Origin of the sequence: Heliobacterium chlorum (genome assembly GCF_014502795.1) — a bacterium.
In the GTDB taxonomy this organism is placed as follows: Bacteria; Bacillota; Desulfitobacteriia; order Heliobacteriales; family Heliobacteriaceae; genus Heliobacterium; species Heliobacterium chlorum.
On the sequence record NZ_JACVHF010000026.1, the window covers coordinates 1 to 18642 of the forward strand.

Sequence of the window (18642 nt, forward strand, 5' to 3'; positions counted from 1 at the left end):
TCCGTACTTCCACAGGCCAGGTATACCCGTTCTATACTTGCTGCATTCAGCATCGAACCAATAGCGTCTCTACCACTCGGCTGAGCAGCACCGGATCAAACCCGGGTTTAACCTCGATACAGGCTTTTCCTAATTGGATCACGATAGGGCTTCCTAGTCATTCCGTGAGGCTCTGGCCGCTCGATTGATAGGCAGCCACTCGTGCACCCCACTCTTTTCGCAATTCTTCTCGTGTCATATAAAAAACATCCCCGTTTCGTTTTCTGGGGATGATTATCTCATGAACCTTTTTTCCTTACTATGTGGGAACTATTAGACGCTTAGTGTGTCCTGAAGAGCGACTACGCCGAAAGGAGGGCAGACGGTAGTCAATCATGCTTTGTAAAAGATGAGGGGAGGCCCCTCAGAATCGGTATTCAGGTACAGATTCTAAACCACCATTGGGTGCTGCAATCAAAAGTTGTGGTGCTGAGCGCAAATGGAAAAGGCCAATTGATTGGTCAGGTAAGTGCCATGAAGCTGAACGAAAGTGAAGAACTGACGAAGCGTCGTTATGATAAAGTGTGGTCAAAACCAGAGGCATTAAGCGGCCGCTGGGACAAAGTCTGACGGAAACCTGATTACTGGTCAGATGACCGCCGGCGTAGAGGTTACAGGAGCATGGCGCAGGCTTTTACAAGGAACAGGAGAAGTCTGAGCCTCGATGAGAATCGAAAAACCCGAGCGCCAAAACGACGAGGGTGAAAGTAGAAATGCGAGGCCCAGATGCGGAAGAACCCATAGTAGTGATGAATCGGCTGTAATGGCCCAGGAGCGAAGGGGTTCTGTTATCCATACTTCTTTGATAGAACAACCAGAAATGGGAGGATTCCGTGGAAGAAGGAAAGTCGTTTGAGATTTCGAAACATCAAGTGCTGGCGGCGTACAAACGTGTAAAAGCGAATCAGGGAGCCCCCGGAATTGATGGAGTGGATTTTACAGAATTCGAGAAGAACCTAAAGAACAACCTCTACAAGATATGGAACAGAATGTCATCAGGGAGCTACTTTCCAGATGCGGTCAAGGGCGTAGAGATACCGAAGAAGAATGGAAAATCAGGCTTTTAGGTGTACCCACCATCGCCGATAGGGTTGCCCAAATGGTGGTACGAATGAATTTTGAACCACTAGTGGAACCGATCTTCCATGAAGATTCCTTCGGATACAGACCAGGTCGCTCAGCAACCGACGCGATCGGTATGACACGCCAACGATGCTGGAAAATGCCGTGGTTAATTGAGTTTGACATCAAAGGGTTATTCGATAACATTGACCACGAACTGATGATGAAAGCCGTCCGACGACACACCCAGAGTAAATGGATGATTCTCTACATAGAACGATTTCTCAAGGCGCCCATCAAGCTGCCAAATGGAACGGTTCAGGAGAGAACATCCGGCACGCCACAGGGAGGCGTCATTAGTTCCGTACTTGCAAATCTCTTTATGCACTACGCATTTGACCATTGGATGAAAAGGAAGAAGCCCAGAAATCCATGGGCGAGATATGCCGACGACGGGGTAGTGCACTGCTGGAAGAAAACAGAAGCCGAACAACTGCTAAAAGAACTAGAACTCCGAATGAGAGCCTGCTTACTGGAAATACACCCGGATAAGACCCGAATTGTATTTTGTGGAGCCGGAAAGGACAGAAAAGCTGATGAACACGAAGAGTTTACCTTTTTAGGCTACACTTTTCGCAGGCGGTATGTCAAAAACAGACAAGGAAAGTTGTTCATAAGCTTCACTCCAGCGGCAAGCAAAGCGGCGGGACAAGGACTAAGAGATCGCATACGGAATCTACGTATGCAAAACAAAGCCGTCTCCATAGAGATATTCGCTTGGCTAATCAACCCTGTAGTACGTGGTTGGTTCAATTACTTCTCGAAATATGCCCCTGGTGTGGCAAAAAGAATCCTTACTTACGTAAATCTCACTCTTGCCAGATGGGTAAAGTCAAAGTACAAATCGATGCATGGGAGCATGATTAAGGCAATGAAGTTTCTTAAACGTATTGCCACAAGCAATCCCAACCTTTTCTACCACTGGCAGATAGGGCTTAAGCCCGCGATTGGATAACAAGAGCCGAATGAAGGGAGACTTTCACGTTCGGTTCTGTGAGAGACCGGGGATGAAACTCCCCCGGTCTACTCGACCGAGGAACCAGTACTCGCCCATTTTCAATAATCGGTGCCACGTCCGATGTAATTTGGTTTCCATTAAACATGATTCGTATCGGTGCGTCTGGATTTACTGGTAACAGTTTTTGATTATCTAATTTAACAAGTTCTTCAACAATAGTATTGGCTTCCTGCTCTTCCAAAACCTCTTCAACAATAGTTTTTCCATTCTCAGTTCGGGTGGTTATACTGGATATGTAGGCTTTACCATCGACCACTCGTATTTGTCCGCGTGTCTCACGGACCTCCCCGTTTTTTAAGGTGGTAAGGTCTGAGGTAGGTTGGGATTTGGGTATCACATTAGACAATGATTGACCAGCACGTTTTACTTCGTCGGGCATGGTCTCCGACCATTCGTCAATCAGTGCTCCGGAGGCGTCATATTTCTTATATTGATTACCCCGTTTTTGTAGTCGTTGTAAGAATCGGTATAACCTATGCTTGCCGATTCTGCCAGTATAGGTGTTGTGACGAGGAGAATTGCTGCAATGAGGAGCATAAAAGTTCGCTTGAAACACATGGGTATTGTTTTCCCCCTTTTGTTCGGACGAAGTATTATCGGGAAACCTATCTGCTTCCTAAAAGGGCGACGGTGTTATGCGAGATTTTGAGGGGGTGGATATAAAATTATCATTCGTAAAAAGATTTATTCTGACATTTCTTTGAGTTTAAGCGATAGAAGCGTTAGATCGTTAAATTTTTTTGTTCTTGAAGCTATTTCAGTTAACTTAATTATTATATCTTCAAAATAGTATACATTAATTTTTTTTTCGGAAAATCTCTCTTCCCATTCTTGACAACAAGATCCATTCCCGAAATAGTTTTTCGTTGTAATGAATACTCTAACTAATGTAGATTTTTCTGAGAAATCTTCACCTATTATACTTTTTATTTTTTCCAATCTCTCAGAATCGTAAAAATTATCAATTATTTCATCAAACTTATTTGCGTAGATATTTGAAGTACCCGTATGGCATTTTATTTCACAATCCCAAATTTTTAGTTTCTTAGGCTTTATTGCCAATATATCAATATCGTGGTTTCTTTGACCATAATATACGTTTTTCAAACAAAAAAAATCTTTTGACTCCAACCAAGATTGAGCTATATTTTCACTTAAGTTCATGAGATTACATCCATCCTTTTTATTTTTTTTGTATTAATTCTTCTTTCAACTAAAAGTATATCAATTATATGGATGGAGTAAATACTGCCTCATAAAAATCTTATATGATTCGGACTTCACTTCCCGCCCCACTAGAGATAACCTACACCTGCTTCCTAGAAATCAGTCGATCTGAAACAGCGAAAGGAGTAGGTGTTTCTTTATGATCTCTCAACGCAACAAGCCCGGCCAGGGCTCCGTCTACCAACGCAAAGACGGCTACTTTGTAGCCCAGGTCCACATCGGTCAAGATGATAGTGGAAAAGCGAAATACGCTCGTAGAACTTTCAAAACTGAGGGCGAAGCCCTACAGTGGCGTGACCAAGCTTTAGTTGAGTACCGGCAAGGCATCTTCGTGATTCCCACCACAATAACCTTCGGCGACTGGCTGGACATCTGGCTTGAGCGATATGTAAAGCCAAACGTGCGTCCTAAGACCTGGGAATCCTATGAGTACATCACCCGGCTTCATTTGAAGCCGAAGTTGGGTAACGTGAAGGTTCAAGCCTTGCAGACAACGCAGCTTCAGAAGTTATTAAATGAAAAAAGACAGTCCGGCCTAGCGACGAGAACGGTTGAACTGATTCTCACCACCGCAAGAACTGCCATTAAACAGGCAATCCATGATGAACTAATCAACAAGAACGTTGCTGACCACGTCCGCAAACCCAAACCATCTCCTAAGCAGATCAGCGTATTCACTGTAGATCAAATGAAGGAATTTATGTTTGTTGCCGAAGAGGACAGGCTTTGGATCGCCTTCAAACTGCTGCTCGGAACGGGAATGAGGGTAGGGGAGTTGCTGGCTTTGAAGTGGGGCGATATCAATCTCGAACGTGGTCACATAGACGTTACCAAGGGGACTGTGCTAGTCAAAAACGAAAACGGCCCCAACAAGACCCATCAGATTATCCAAGAGCCCAAAACGAAAAACGGCTATCGGAGGATTCCGATAACCGAGGATTTGGTGAGGCAGTTGAAACGATGGCACTTTCTTCAATATGTAGAGAAGAGAACGGCAGAAGAGAAGTACGAGGATAGTGGTCTGGTTGTTACGACAAAAGAGGGAAGGATGGTCAGCCAACGTAATCTGGCCACAAAGTTTCATCGGTTGCTGGCCAAAGCTGAGATTCCGAAGACCAATCTGCATTCATTACGACATACCTACGCTACCCGGTTACTTGAAGCTGGTGTTCATCCGAAGATTGTGCAGGAGTTATTGGGCCACGGGAGCATTAGGATTACGCTGGACACCTATAGCCACGTGCTCCCCGACGTTAAGAAACAGGCAATTGATAAGATTGAGGGGATGTTAAGCCCGAGGAAAATGTTAGGATAGTTTTGTAATCAGAGGCATTGACTATTTAATTAGATGCGAATCAAAAGTGGCTTCTCAGACTGACGGATCTAACTACCTAGATAAATATAACGCCATTCATAAATTTTTTGGTGAAATTCTCAAAGGACGAGCTATTTTTGGAGCACAAAACGAAAGTAAACTTGAAGTTACATATGGATTTTTAATCAAAGAACCGGACTTTAACTTTTTTAATCAGTATTATCGTATTATCAAAGCTGACTGGAATATCTTCGGTAAAGCATTTAACTGTAAGTATGTTGTTATTTTTAGTGAGAAAAATAAGGAACTTCGTTTCGTTAATTGGCATAATTGCTGGAATTGAAAAGAATAATCCATTCCAACCGGCTCTGGCCCCTACAGCCTCGCCGGTTTTTTTCTTTTGCCGTGTCGGCAATGGGGAGGGCGAGAACCCCGTGTCCCGTAACGGGCCATTTCACCCAAAGTTTCACAGAGATACCCCTTCGTATAACATACTGGGTTTCATTGTGTTTATTTTATAAACGATTAAATAATGGAGTACAGATCCTTCGATTCAGTCACAAAGTGGTAAAATATTGTTTGGACAATTAAAGGTATTAAAATGTTACAGTATCTAATATTCTGCCCAGTTTTGGTTTATAATCCATGTGGCTGTTTACTATGCAAGAAACATTGTAGTTGACTACATTGCTTTTTTTACACGATATTTCTCCTAAACCTATAGGAGCACTTAGATTAGCATTGGCGGAACGATATAAAAACCTTAAAATTGAATCATTTAAAGAATAATAATTATAAATTTTGCCACTGACGGATTTTGAGAGCCTTTCCCATTCACTAGTTCGTCTCTCAACGGCACCTCCAAAAAGGTGAACTTCCTTTATATATTGTTCACTTCTCGTTGATAACGCCTGTAGTAAATAATAAATTACCCTACTTCCCAATGAGTGTCCCATTAAAATGTAACCATTGTTAGATTTGACTCTTGAAATTAAATCGGCAAGTAAAATACCGGTCATTGATGCCTTCACCATCGCACAATGCCAAGGATTAGCGATTACTTCGCCTACAATAGAAGACCACTTAAACATGTTTAAATTTGCCATTTTCGGCATCTTATTAACAAATCTTTTGAAAGTAGAGATCTTAAATGCCATCTCACCTAAGTCCTTGTTTGATTTGGACTCCCAAGTAACGAAGTAACAGGGGTTATTAGGATACTTATCTTTAATTCCGATTAACCAATCGGTACAACTTTGGTTTTTCTGGGATAGAAACCCGTTTATAAAAATTATTGCTGGACCTTCACCGTCACGCACTTTTTGGATGTTAAAGTCTTTAACGTTCCCAATATAATTGTTACTAATTATAGCGCCTTGTTTTGCTCCAAGTGCTGCACCAGTAGCAGTAATGAATGCAATTCCACCTGCAACTCCAAATCCACCGCTTGATATAGAACCGAGACCTAAGGCGGCCAAGGATGCATTCGTTAATGCTGCTCCATATAACGAGCTAATTGCTGTTCCTGTAGATGCTGTTCCTAATAATCCCGCAGAACCTAATGAAGTAGCAATAGTTGGTGCCGCTGCACCAGCACTAAGACCGAAAATAATGGCTCCACCTATTAAACAACCCGTGATAGTTATGGTCTTTTGGATATTAACTTTATCTCTCTTGAATATTATTGAATAATCTTTCAAATCAGCTAAATGACAATTAAGTTTATCAAATGTTGCAATAGAACCATCATGTTCTGCACAAAACTCGTTATTCCAACTGTTAGATGCTGATTTAAGAAACTCATGATACCAAGTGCGGTCAATATCCGAGACTGTAGAGTGCCATCAGATCAAACAGAGGAAGGTAGATTCCCGGCTAACTGCGTGACTACTGATGATGACGATTGGTACAGCCACTTCTTCAACATCACTCCCAAAGAAATTTCAAAGAAGTCCAGTAAGAAAGACCGCAACAGCGACTGGCAGGGTAACGTTATCGACCTCGAAGAACGGCGCACCTATCCCGGCACAGGCCGTGGCGTCATAAACAGCAAGTATACCATGGACGGACGTGAACGAAAGCCGGTAAAAAGTCGTAACCATCACCCGACCGTAAAGCCGGTCGAACTTATGGCATGGCTGATTAAACTGGTGACTCCGCCCGGAGGCATCGTACTTGACCCATTCGGAGGAAGTGGCAGCACTGCAGTCGCAGCTAAAAAGAACGGATTCGACTTCATCTTAATTGAACGCGAAAAAGACTATGCCGAAGTGGCAAGAGCGAGGGCGTGCTAATGGGGAACGTGATTGATTACAGAAAGGCTCTGGCGTTGGCAGAAGGGGAGGCCCAGTTGTTCGTTACTTTTATGAACAACATTGCCGCACAACGCAAAAAGCACCATTTTTCACAACAAGACATCGAGTATTATCAACGGCTGGCGAAAAGACTTAACCACCTAAAACAATGGGAGACCATCGATAAACAACATTCTGAAAGGAAGATTGCATAATGAAAATCGTTTTAACAGGAAAAATGCGTTCCGGTAAGGATGCCGCTGCCAATTACTTGGTGAATCATTATGGCTTCAAGCAGTTTGCCTTCGGTGGTGCCATTCGTAACCTCTGTAAAGAACTGTTCCCCAACGCTGATGAAGACGGAAAACCCCGTGAGCTTTATCAAAATGTCGGACAGGCATTAAGGGACATCGACCCCGATGTATGGGTGAACTATGTACTACGGCAAATCGAAAGAGAAACTGGCCCAGATGATGATATCGTTATCACCGACCTTCGCCAATGGAACGAATACTTCGCTTTACTGAAGTCAGGATTTTATGTTGGAAGAATCAATTCTTCTGCGACAACCCGTATTCAGCGGATGAAACGACTGGGCGAACAGATAGAACTAGCCCAGTTTAATCATGAAACTGAAAAGGCTGTTGATGACTTTGGCGTGAACTTCGAAATCACCAACGAAGGCTCCCTACGAGAGTTGCACTGCTTAATCGACAATGCTTTACTTCATATCAAAGAGGAGGCGGCTTAACTGGGGAAAGTAATGGATTTCTCCGCAAAGGAACGGCGACTAGACGAAGCCTACCCATTAGATAGCGAACGAGGAATCTACGCTTTGCTTACTCAACTGCATCATGTTCGGGAATCAAGATTTCTTCGTGGTGATTATGACGCAAGTTTGTTATTGCTGGATTTATCGCAATCCATTGAAGAAGCAAACTTGACTCACCGCCAGAAGCAGGCGTTGAAGCTGGTGTTCATCCACGACTTCATTCAAAAGGACGCGGCTCACTGGATGAACATCTCTCAACAGGCTGTCAGTGAACACGTTCGAGCGGCTATTCAACGGATCGCTCAGGTCAATGAAGAGAAAGAGGTGGCGTGATGATGTTCACGACAGAGGCCAATTATAAAGAGTCTTTCGCAAAAGCAGTGGCCCACCTGTCTACTCAAGATATGCCGGTTCAATGGCGGATTAAAGCAGTGGACGATCTGATTGAGGTGTATGTGAGGCAGGTCGGTGAGGTTCCCGATGGCGATCAACTGGAACGCCTGACTAACTACATCCTTCGGGATTCGAAGAACCAACCCGATAAGGTCAGCAACACAGAGTACCCGGTGTTCAGCGAATGGCAGCAGAAACATCGCTCCCGACGGGAAGTTCCATTGGAGTATGTCGGTGGGTTGCCCGTTGAAGCTAAACGAGTGGGAATCCGGTTGAAGCATCGACATAAACAAAAGAGGATCGCTTAACGGCGGTCCTCTCCCATCTAATTTCGATTATTTATCTTTTTCACATCAATACACAAATTTCTATAAATTGTAATTATAAAAGGAGGGGTGGTTATAAAACAAACAGTACAAAAGGAATTAGACCGATTAAAAGACGTTATATCCGAACAATCGAGATTTATTTCAGAAATTGAGGAAGCGGAAAGCATAAAGTTGACTATTTTAGATTCTTTGCCTATGTACATTGCCGTATTGAATAAAGACGGATATGTAACTTTTTCAAATGATGAATGGGACTCTAACGCGGGAATAAATCGTATTTGTAATCTTTTTGGGGGGATAGGAACTAATTATTTAAGAAAACTTAGAGAAGCGGTTAGCGACGGGGATCAAGAATTAGAAGCGATTTTTAATGGAATAAACTCGGTGATTAATAGAGAAAAAGAGATATTCAACCATGATTATATATGTAAGACTCCAATAGAACGTATTCAGTACAAGATAGTCGTGAGTCCACTTAAATATAATAAAGACGGAGTCGTAATGGTTCTTCATAAAATCTCTCACGATTAAAAAGCCCATCAGATAGCCAACAACAGTCCCCCGGCAACGGGGGCTGTTTCGCTCTTTGATAACTAAAAAAGCCCACGCCAAATAAGCGACGGTCGTGAGATTAAAGAACCCTCGCTTGATAAATGGTCGGACGTAGACTCTGGTATTGCTGGGAGGACTTCGCTGTTGGTCGTGAGGACAAACTGCCCCTCAGATTATCGGCTGAAGTCACCTATCGGCTGTTTGGCAGACTGGCCTCTCGACGGTATGGGCGAAGTTCACTGCTGACTTATCGGCAAAACTGCCTTGTGCGTTGGTTTAGGTAACGTGGCCGGACTTCGCCAAGTGGCACTGGACTTGTTTGCCGAACGGTAAACCTGCAATTAGTTCTAAAGACTATATTTACTTAGAGAATTTTGCAGGTTACGCTGCCATCGTGATCCTCCGGGGTTCTGCACCTATGATCACCATGGCCACCCAAGATGGAACCCATAGTCCAACCGTGAACCAACGCTACCCATATTCGATTTTCGTAGAACTGGGAGTTCCGATTATGGCCCATATATCAACCTCCCTCGTTTTGTAAGTAATGGTGGGACGATATTCTCCAGATGGGCAGACCTCCTCTGTGGAATGAACTTGATTCGTCGCTGTCTTTAATTGAGAGAACCGGCCGTCACCCGATAACACCACTCCTTATTTTCCGGCCCATCATGCACTGGACCGAGATGAAAAATATTTGAATCATATGCTTGTACGTTGTGAAATTAAATTTTTTAGTCTCAGGATCCAGTTATTCCTCGATATTCACTCCTCCTTACTGCAGGCCCGTCATGCAGCCATTATTGAGATATCTGAAGCCAATGCGTGTCGTGTTGATTTCGACAGTAAAAAATCATTTGCGGAATAATTTTTTAGTTTTTTGTTGGAGCCGGTTATTTTTCGATATTCATTCCTCCTCGGTGGGCGGTTGCCGCCTAAGTGATCCCCAGTTTAAGGAAAATCGATTTATTTTTTAGGTTACATTGAAGTTTTATGCAGGTTTCCATAGGCAGAAAATCGAATCATTCGACAAGGAATCTGTAAAATTAGGGAGAAATTGTTGAATGAATTTGATTGCATTTACTTCATTTTTAGTAAGTCAAATGATTGGGATTCGGAAGTCTCAAGTCAAAACCTTGGCTGCACTTGCGTTTGCCTTGTTTCACACCGACAATATCTCGGTCGCTGCCATGGGTAAGGCCATTCAAAACATGGTTGCCGATAAGCACAATATCAAACGAGTCGATCGTTTTTTAGGGAACCCTCGATTGAACGTCCTGTCCATGGCTGGTGCACTACTCCACATGATTTGCAGTAAGCTATCGTTGAATTCTCGCCTGCTGGTAGCCTTGGATTGGACCGATCTCCACGATGACCGTCACCAAACATTAGTATTGGCTTTGATCGTGGGCAGTCGAGAAACACCTGTTCTCTGGCGTACTGCGGTAAAAACAGACCTGAAAGACAAAATGACTCAAATGGAAATGGATTTAGTTAAAGACTTTCGAACCATCGTTCCCGATGGATATCGCGTGATTATTTTAGCAGACCGTGGGTTTGCCAAAGTTGAACTATTCAAGGTTATCCGTAGCTCACATTTTGATTTTGTTATCCGTCTACCCAAAAACAATGCATTTATTTTCAGCGATACCTATTGTGGAGCATTAAATAAATTCGCTATTTCTTATAATAGCTAAAAGGATTTCGGTCAAACGAAGTATACCGGTGAGCATCGATATCCGGTACGCATCGTGGCCATTCATGATGTATTTCAAAAAGATTCATGGATTTTGGCTACATCCCTATCCGATCCCCTTTCCGAAGTCACCCAATTTTACGGGCGGCGTTTCGAAATTGAGGAATGCTTTCGGGATATCAAAAACGAACGAAACGGTCTGTGCCTTCGTGGAACGAAGCTGTCAAGTACCGATCGATATGATCGTCTTTTCCTGGTCATCACTTGTGGGTACCTGTTTATGGTCGTTACAGGACATTGGGCGGAAGAGCGAGATCTACATCGGCCAATGATGGCAAATACCGTACCTTACCGGACTCTAGGATTATGGCGAGTTGGTCGTAACATCTTGCGTCGTCCAGAAAAATATCCATTTATTCGGGAGATCAAACCGGAGGAGTTATTCGAGCATATTCGTGAAGTGGTTCGAGTGGCATAGCCTTCGATTTCCTTAGTTGGGATTTTTCGACCGAAAGTATCGGATAAAATTCAAAATACTTTGGGTTTGCTTTGCTATGCCCTTTTATTAATGAATCAGTGTTTCCGTAATGTAACGATGCCATTTCTACTTGTAATCAACACAAATTTACCCTATTTCGTTTTGAGAAATTCACCGTTTGAGTGCTGAAAAAAACTCGAAAACTAAACCCATATAATTACATTGTTAAAAGTGGGGATAACTCAGGTTATTGTTTGCAAAAATAATCGAAATATCATATAATATGTATAAAATTAGGAACAATACAACAATCTGATTTAAGAATTAACTTCTTTTAAAGGGTGTCTGGATGTTTCTGGTTTTGTGTTCGAATAATCAAGAAAACGCATTAATACTAGAGATTAGTTCAACTACTGTGTTACTGCCCCTTAACTTTTTATGGGCAGATCCCAATATGAATCGAAAATCTCATATGAATTGACCAACGAAGAGGAGGAAGACTATGAAAAAACAAAAGTTCTTAAGTGCTCTATTAGTATTAATCATGTTGCTAGCTATGTTACCAGGGGTGACTTTGCCCGTTAGCGCAGGCAGCGCAGCAACATCCGACATCACTCTTGTTGCCAGCCCAGACTATGTATTTGGTGCTGCGACAGTGGGGTATGGAACACAAGCATTTTATTCGGTGAGTGTGCGCAGTACCGGAACAGGAGAAACAGGTGCACTGTCAGTTGCGCTTAGTGGAGATAATCCGACGGCGTTCTCACTCTCTACAGAAGCCATTGATTCTATTGCTGCAGATGCCAGCACAAGCTTTACGGTAAGGCCTATAACGGGTCTTGCACCAGGCACTTATACTGCTACTATAACTGTTTCCGGCAGTTCTGTGACTGCTAAGAGCTTTGATGTGAGCTTTACTGTGGATCCCGTCGGAACAACCTATAACGCAACAATCTATACCTATATAAATGGTTCTCAAACAGATGTTACAGGAAGTGTTGAATTTAGGAGCGGTATGCCCATGTTCAGCACTCAAATACCAAGAACTGGTGCGGGAACTTATGAGACTGCAGTTGCAAACGGTGATTATTCTCTTTATATCAACGGCATTTTCACAGGTAGAATTCTCACAATCAGTGGCGCGAACATCAACGTTACATTGGAGTACTATACAGTTGACTTCTCTGTGTCACACGATGGAACTGCAAGTGGCAGCAGTATCAACGCTGTGGTGGACGGAACTGCAATAAGCAGCGGAGACGCTGTGATGAAGGGAAAGGATATTACATTAACTGCAGCCGGTACAGGTGCTGCCAGCTATACATATGCATGGTCCGGAAGCGGCACAGGCGGTCAAACCACTGCGGAGCTGACCATTACAAATTTGAGCAGCATAGTAAATGCTGCCTGTACCATTACGGGTAGCGGATCTCCTGCGAGTACACCTGACTACAAAATCAATAATATAGGCTACAACTGGACAGGCAGTGATGAAACCATTACTCTATCTGGAGCTAATACCAGTCTGGAGCTTTTGGAAGAACCGTCTAAGGTGATTAAGATTGATGTTACCTCAAGTGATGGTTCAATAGTAACAATAAATGGGAATTCATTACCTTTTACCAATACATATATTATTGTTTATAATGATATCAATTTGAACTTAACTAATCTGGACATAGTAGCTCCGGACAACCAACAAGCATTAAAACTCAACCATGTGGAATCGGACTCTGGCGAAACTACTATCAATATCACCGGGACATGCTCACTCAAGGGAGGTCCGAGTAAAAGCGGTATATATTCCTCCACAGATCAGAAGCTCACTGTTATGGGTACAGGTACTTTGGATGTAACAGGAGGAAGTAGTACGAGTAGTTACGCCGGTGATGGTATTTGTATGATCGGTGGCGCTGTAACAGCAGAGCAGAAAGAAGGGGCAGAGCTCTCCATCATGGGAGGGGTTACAGTCAATGCAACGGGAGGCAATTCACAGGTTAGCAATGGCGGTTGCGGTGTAAAGGTAGCCTGGGGTGACCTGATAATCGACAGCGCAACATTGAATAGCTGGAGTGGAACAAGTGGAGCCGCCGCCGCTGTATCTGCGATCAACGTATTATATACTCCTTCTGACAAAACACAGCGCGGGACAATTGAGATAAAGGACGGCTCGGTAACAGCTATTGGCGCCAGTAATAACTCATTGGCTGGCGGGCGTGGTATCGATGTATTCAATAGTCTAACAATTTCAGGCAGCAGTACGGTAATTGCGCAAGGGGGTAACAGTAGCGCAAACAGCGGCGGGGTTGGTATTTTCGCCTATGAGAAGAATATATCAATCTCAGGCTGTACAGTAACGGCTAAGGGCGGTAACGGTAAATTATACGGTGGACATGCTATATACAGCGGAATGGGCACAATTACCGTTGAGAGCGGTACTAACCTCACTGCTATCGGCGGCAACGGTGAAACAAATGCCGGCGGAGTGGGATTGCGTGCCCCGGGACAGAGCAACGCGGGGAATACCGTCACTATTGCAAATAACGCCGGGGATGTTTATGTCCGCGGAGGGCATGACGCAGCGGAGGTACTTAGGGCATCCGTGATGGGCAAAGATTTGTATATCGGTACAGGCAATATAGGAAACATAGTAATGGAAGGCGCTAATCCACGCTCTATTAAAAATACTTCAACTGGCGATAATGTATATTTGGTAAATGTCACAACTAACCCTGCCGAAGCGGTAGAAATCCAATGTGTGGTAAATGGTACACTGGGAGGAAACTATACATACCGTGCTATTACGGCAGCGGATGGTACAGCCTGTATGTGGCTGCCTGAAGGTGCCCGGGTTCTCTCTTCCAACGGGTATACAAACAAAGATTTGACTGTGGTAGCTAACGATACACAAAATTCTGCCACTATGTTGAAATCATTTTTCGTTACCGTGACAGCAAATACCCTGATACCTGTGGTGGGTGTAGACGATACGATTACTCTGACAGTAAAGGATAGTTTGGGTAATACAGATACAGGCTTTGACGGAGCGAAGAACGTGACCATTACAGGAGTGGAAGCGGCACCGAACAGTACATACGGAAGCTTCAACGGAACAGCACTTGATTCCAGCTCTGCCGGAGCAGGACAGGTGATCTCTGTAACCTTTACCGACGGTGTGGCAACAGCGAACCTAAAGCTGAACAAGGCGGGCGGGCAAACTATCGGATTTAGTATTGATACAGTAACGACACCTGCAACAAATACCCTGACCATTACACCAAGCCACGGTACAGCAGCTTCCATGGCAGTGACACAGAATATCACGGCGCCTGCAAGCAATGGCGGACAGTTTGCACAGCAACCGTGCATAACGCTGAAGGATGCTTATGGCAATACCTGCACCAGTGACAATACGACCGTCGTAACAGCAGCCAAGGAAGATGTAGGAACATGGGCCTTGACTGGAACGACAACCGCAACAGCAAGCAGTGGTGTAGCAACATTCACAAACCTTGGAGCAACGAATACGACAGAGGCAACCGGCGCGCAGCTTGGCTTCACATCTGGGTCTATGACCAAGGTGACAAGTACAACCGTAACCTTACCGGCACCTGCTTCTTCTAGTAGTTCAGGTGGAGGCGGTGGTTCATCCACAACAGCTCCAGCAGGAACTGGAACTGTAAGTGTAGTAGTAAATGGTAAAACTGAAAAGGCAGGAACAGAAACAAATTCAACAGAAAACGGTAAATCAACAGTAACTGTAGAGGTAAACAACAAAGCAATTCAAAGCAAGATTGAGGAAGCTGTAAAAAGTAATACGACAGGGCAGCAAAATGTGATCCAAGTTCCAGTTGCAGATAAAAAGGCTGACGTGGTAAGAGTTGAACTTACTGGAGATATTGTAAAACAGCTAGAAACAAACACATTTGATGTATCAGTAAAACGTGATGCAGTAGAATATGTGATACCTGCAAAAGAGCTAACTATTTCAAACGTAGCAAAAGAACTAGGAGTGGCTGAAACTTCACTAAAAGATATCAAAGTGGAAGTACAGATTACTAAGCTTGATGATTCGGTAGTTGAAAAATATAACGAAGTGGCAAAGCAAAACGGAGCAACGATCGTATTCCCACCAACCGCATTTGAAGTAGTAGCAAAGACAACCAATGCAGCAGGGAAAACTGAAGATGTGAAGATCAGCAAATTCAGCAACTACGTAGAAAGAGTTATGGAAATCCCAGCAGGAGTAGACCCAAGCAAGATAACAACAGGTATAGTGTTCAATTCTGATGGAACGTACAGCCATGTACCTACTGATGTATATCAGAAAGATGGAAAGTGGTATGCAAAACTTAACTCGCTTACAAATTCAAACTACTCAGTTGTATGGAATCCAGTTACAGTTAAATCTGTAGAAAACCACTGGGCAAAGGATTCAGTCAATGACATGGCATCAAGACTAGTAATATTCAATGCAGAAACCTTTGAGCCAAATAAGGCAATAACAAGAGCAGATTTTGCAGAATATATCGTAAGAGCGCTTGGCTTATACAGACAAGGTGAACATCAGAATAAGTTTACTGATATTAATGCAAAAGGAGACAGAACACTAGCAATTTTGATAGCAAATGAGTATGGAATCGTAACAGGGTACTCTGACGGAACCTTTAGAGGAGACAATCAGATAACAAGAGAAGAAGCGATGACGATGTATCAGAGAGCAATGAAGATTACAAAGCTTACAGGAAGCGACACCAATCGAATCAATACTTATGTGGATAGCATGCAAGTAAGCAAGTGGGCCGTTTCCTATGTAACTGATGTATTGTCAGCACACGTATTCAACGGAACAACAGCAACAACTATTGCACCAAAAGCAAACTTAACTTATGCGGAAGCTGCACAGGCAATAAAGAATCTGTTGGTGGAGTCTAAGTTAATCAATAAGTAATGGTGATAAAAGGAGTACTCTATGATAAGGGTACTCCTTTTTAACAGATTACTGAAGACACCTTCAACCAACCCTTGAAGCGATAAAAATGATGACATAATATTTATGCAAAATAATGCAAGATATGCGTATGAAACAGCTATTAATACCGATAAAACGCATAAATATGCATAGAAAATGCATAAAAATTGTGGATATGTTTCCACACACACACCATGTGGAAACTGTATGCCTTTTCTCTAAATGATTAGGGGCTCATAATCCGAACCACCAAAGGAATCTTGCCCTCGCCTGTGAGGACCTAAGTGATCCCCAGTTTAAGGAAAATCGATTTATAGTTTAAATTTTTAGGTTACATTGAAGTTTTATGCAGGTTTCCATAGGCAGAAAATCGAATCATTCGACAAGGAATCTGTAAAATTAGGGAGAAATTGTTGAATGAATTTGATTGCATTTACTTCATTTTTAGTAAGTCAAATGATTGGGATTCGGAAGTCTCAAGTCAAAACCTTGGCTGCACTTGCGTTTGCCTTGTTTCACACCGACAATATCTCGGTCGCTGCCATGGGTAAGGCCATTCAAAACATGGTTGCCGATAAGCACAATATCAAACGAGTCGATCGTTTTTTAGGGAACCCTCGATTGAACGTCCTGTCCATGGCTGGTGCACTACTCCACATGATTTGCAGTAAGCTATCGTTGAATTCTCGCCTGCTGGTAGCCTTGGATTGGACCGATCTCCACGATGACCGTCACCAAACATTAGTATTGGCTTTGATCGTGGGCAGTCGAGAAACACCTGTTCTCTGGCGTACTGCGGTAAAAACAGACCTGAAAGACAAAATGACTCAAATGGAAATGGATTTAGTTAAAGACTTTCGAACCATCGTTCCCGATGGATATCGCGTGATTATTTTAGCAGACCGTGGGTTTGCCAAAGTTGAACTATTCAAGGTTATCCGTAGCTCACATTTTGATTTTGTTATCCGTCTACCCAAAAACAATGCATTTATTTTCAGCGATACCTATTGTGGAGCATTAAATAAATTCGCTATTTCTTATAATAGCTAAAAGGATTTCGGTCAAACGAAGTATACCGGTGAGCATCGATATCCGGTACGCATCGTGGCCATTCATGATGTATTTCAAAAAGATTCATGGATTTTGGCTACATCCCTATCCGATCCCCTTTCCGAAGTCACCCAATTTTACGGGCGGCGTTTCGAAATTGAGGAATGCTTTCGGGATATCAAAAACGAACGAAACGGTCTGTGCCTTCGTGGAACGAAGCTGTCAAGTACCGATCGATATGATCGTCTTTTCCTGGTCATCACTTGTGGGTACCTGTTTATGGTCGTTACAGGACATTGGGCGGAAGAGCGAGATCTACATCGGCCAATGATGGCAAATACCGTACCTTACCGGACTCTAGGATTATGGCGAGTTGGTCGTAACATCTTGCGTCGTCCAGAAAAATATCCATTTATTCGGGAGATCAAACCGGAGGAGTTATTCGAGCATATTCGTGAAGTGGTTCGAGTGGCATAGCCTTCGATTTCCTTAGTTGGGATTTTTCGACCGAAAGTATCGGATAAAATTCAAAATACTTTGGGTTTGCTTTGCTATGCCCTTTTATTAATGAATCAGTGTTTCCGTAATGTAACGATGCCATTTCTACTTGTAATCAACACAAATTTACCCTATTTCGTTTTGAGAAATTCACCGTTTGAGTGCTGAAAAAAACTCGAAAACTAAACCCATATAATTACATTGTTAAAAGTGGGGATAACTCAGGGTTGCCGCAGTGACATCATCGCTCTAGATGGGTAGGAAGTCAACGGGGAAGAGTTTAGTAAATCAGATCTGATACAAAATAGGAGAATTAGTATAGTTTGTAGAAGTTAATGACGAGTTTAAATAATATCACCCAGTTGTAGATAAGGATGAAGATAATGGAGGTACATACGATGAAGAGAAAATGGCAGAAGTGGGAAGAAGAAGATGCTGCAGTATTTTTACGAGAAAGAATCGAACATCTCGATGCGGTAAATTGGGATAAACACCAGTTAGAACGAGAACTCGATAGTCTAAATAGGGAGTACCCTGTGGAACCAACCACCGGAGAAAGACGTAGTAAATACGACGAGGAACCAGGTCATTGCTGGTTATATTGGTATGAATGGGTAGAAAAAGCTTATATGGCGAGGCGTGATCAAGAGAAGTAATTGCAGCAGAAACAAGGAGCACCCAATATCTGTTTTGCTTTCTGTAAAAAGGAGGAAATCACCCTCGCCACATCGAATAATCACTCACCAAATGTTGGAAGAGAGTGATTCCTGACGATGAAAAACGAAGCTGATCAACTTATGAAACTAATCCACAAAAAACGCCACGAAGCATCCAGGCTGCTACTGGCCCGAAAGCTAAATCAAGCCATCATGGTATCACGTGAAGTC

The 18642-nt window shown here is 43.1% G+C and carries 19 protein-coding genes; 16 read left to right on the forward strand and 3 right to left on the reverse strand.

All coding sequences use genetic code 11. From position 1 onward, the window contains the following. The first annotated feature begins 872 nt into the window (after nucleotides 1–872). Together H1S01_RS21675 and H1S01_RS16655 are read left to right on the forward strand one after the other, a co-directional pair. Entirely contained in the window at nucleotides 873–1106 is a 234-nt protein-coding gene (locus tag H1S01_RS21675; RefSeq protein WP_341479123.1) for an RNA-directed DNA polymerase, read from the forward strand. Between the two features lie 44 nt (nucleotides 1107–1150). Beyond that, a complete protein-coding gene (locus H1S01_RS16655) occupies nucleotides 1151–2116 on the forward strand; it encodes a reverse transcriptase domain-containing protein (RefSeq protein WP_243237398.1) in 966 nt (321 codons plus the stop codon). On the opposite strand, the gene H1S01_RS16660 is transcribed toward H1S01_RS16655, so the two are convergent. After that, complete coding sequence (locus H1S01_RS16660) at nucleotides 2097–2735, reverse strand: hypothetical protein (protein WP_188041534.1); 639 nt, start codon at nucleotides 2733–2735, stop codon at nucleotides 2097–2099. The genes H1S01_RS16655 and H1S01_RS16660 overlap by 20 nt on opposite strands. Before the next feature lie 128 nt (nucleotides 2736–2863). Beyond that, nucleotides 2864–3343, reverse strand: coding sequence for a hypothetical protein (locus H1S01_RS16665; protein WP_188041535.1), 480 nt, complete (start codon nucleotides 3341–3343; stop codon nucleotides 2864–2866). 202 nt (nucleotides 3344–3545) lie between these two features. On the opposite strand from H1S01_RS16665, the gene H1S01_RS16670 reads away from it, so the two are divergent. Further along, nucleotides 3546–4721, forward strand: a complete 1176-nt coding sequence (locus H1S01_RS16670) for a tyrosine-type recombinase/integrase (RefSeq protein WP_188041536.1) — start codon at nucleotides 3546–3548, stop codon at nucleotides 4719–4721. A 46-nt stretch (nucleotides 4722–4767) separates the two neighbouring features. Further along, complete coding sequence (locus H1S01_RS16675) at nucleotides 4768–5064, forward strand: hypothetical protein (RefSeq protein ID WP_188041537.1); 297 nt, start codon at nucleotides 4768–4770, stop codon at nucleotides 5062–5064. Between the two features lie 253 nt (nucleotides 5065–5317). Here H1S01_RS16675 and H1S01_RS16680 read toward each other — a convergent pair whose 3' ends face one another. After that, nucleotides 5318–6421: a DUF726 domain-containing protein gene (locus H1S01_RS16680; RefSeq protein WP_188041538.1), complete on the reverse strand. Its 1104-nt coding sequence runs from the start codon at nucleotides 6419–6421 to the stop codon at nucleotides 5318–5320. Between the two features lie 138 nt (nucleotides 6422–6559). Between H1S01_RS16680 and H1S01_RS16685 the strand changes: the two genes are divergently transcribed. The 12 genes from H1S01_RS16685 (at nucleotide 6560) to H1S01_RS16740 (ending at nucleotide 18411) form a co-directional block, all read left to right on the forward strand. Beyond that, on the forward strand, nucleotides 6560–7015 hold the full coding sequence (locus H1S01_RS16685; protein WP_207732390.1) for a DNA methyltransferase: 456 nt from the start codon (nucleotides 6560–6562) through the stop codon (nucleotides 7013–7015). Continuing rightward, nucleotides 7015–7230, forward strand: coding sequence for a hypothetical protein (locus tag H1S01_RS16690; RefSeq protein ID WP_188041540.1), 216 nt, complete (start codon nucleotides 7015–7017; stop codon nucleotides 7228–7230). Before H1S01_RS16685 ends, H1S01_RS16690 begins: the two co-directional genes overlap by 1 nt. Continuing rightward, nucleotides 7230–7766: an AAA family ATPase gene (locus tag H1S01_RS16695; RefSeq protein WP_207732391.1), complete on the forward strand. Its 537-nt coding sequence runs from the start codon at nucleotides 7230–7232 to the stop codon at nucleotides 7764–7766. The genes H1S01_RS16690 and H1S01_RS16695 overlap by 1 nt, the downstream gene beginning before the upstream one ends. A 12-nt stretch (nucleotides 7767–7778) precedes the next feature. Then, entirely contained in the window at nucleotides 7779–8120 is a 342-nt protein-coding gene (locus H1S01_RS16700) for a sigma factor-like helix-turn-helix DNA-binding protein (protein WP_188041541.1), read from the forward strand. A 2-nt stretch (nucleotides 8121–8122) separates the two neighbouring features. Further along, nucleotides 8123–8488, forward strand: coding sequence for a hypothetical protein (locus tag H1S01_RS16705; protein WP_188041542.1), 366 nt, complete (start codon nucleotides 8123–8125; stop codon nucleotides 8486–8488). 87 nt (nucleotides 8489–8575) lie between these two features. Beyond that, a complete protein-coding gene (locus H1S01_RS16710) occupies nucleotides 8576–9040 on the forward strand; it encodes a nitrogen regulation protein NR(II) (protein WP_188041543.1) in 465 nt (154 codons plus the stop codon). 1085 nt (nucleotides 9041–10125) lie between these two features. Beyond that, nucleotides 10126–10758, forward strand: coding sequence for a transposase (locus H1S01_RS16715; protein WP_188041544.1), 633 nt, complete (start codon nucleotides 10126–10128; stop codon nucleotides 10756–10758). 93 nt (nucleotides 10759–10851) lie between these two features. Further along, entirely contained in the window at nucleotides 10852–11235 is a 384-nt protein-coding gene (locus H1S01_RS16720) for a hypothetical protein (protein WP_188041545.1), read from the forward strand. Nucleotides 11236–11737: 502 nt separating this feature from the next. Next, nucleotides 11738–16186: an S-layer homology domain-containing protein gene (locus H1S01_RS16725; protein ID WP_188041546.1), complete on the forward strand. Its 4449-nt coding sequence runs from the start codon at nucleotides 11738–11740 to the stop codon at nucleotides 16184–16186. A 438-nt stretch (nucleotides 16187–16624) separates the two neighbouring features. Next, nucleotides 16625–17257: a transposase gene (locus tag H1S01_RS16730; protein WP_188041544.1), complete on the forward strand. Its 633-nt coding sequence runs from the start codon at nucleotides 16625–16627 to the stop codon at nucleotides 17255–17257. Nucleotides 17258–17350: 93 nt separating this feature from the next. Continuing rightward, nucleotides 17351–17734, forward strand: a complete 384-nt coding sequence (locus H1S01_RS16735) for a hypothetical protein (protein ID WP_188041545.1) — start codon at nucleotides 17351–17353, stop codon at nucleotides 17732–17734. Between the two features lie 419 nt (nucleotides 17735–18153). Continuing rightward, on the forward strand, nucleotides 18154–18411 hold the full coding sequence (locus H1S01_RS16740) for a hypothetical protein (RefSeq protein WP_188041547.1): 258 nt from the start codon (nucleotides 18154–18156) through the stop codon (nucleotides 18409–18411). The last annotated feature ends 231 nt before the right edge of the window (nucleotides 18412–18642 follow it).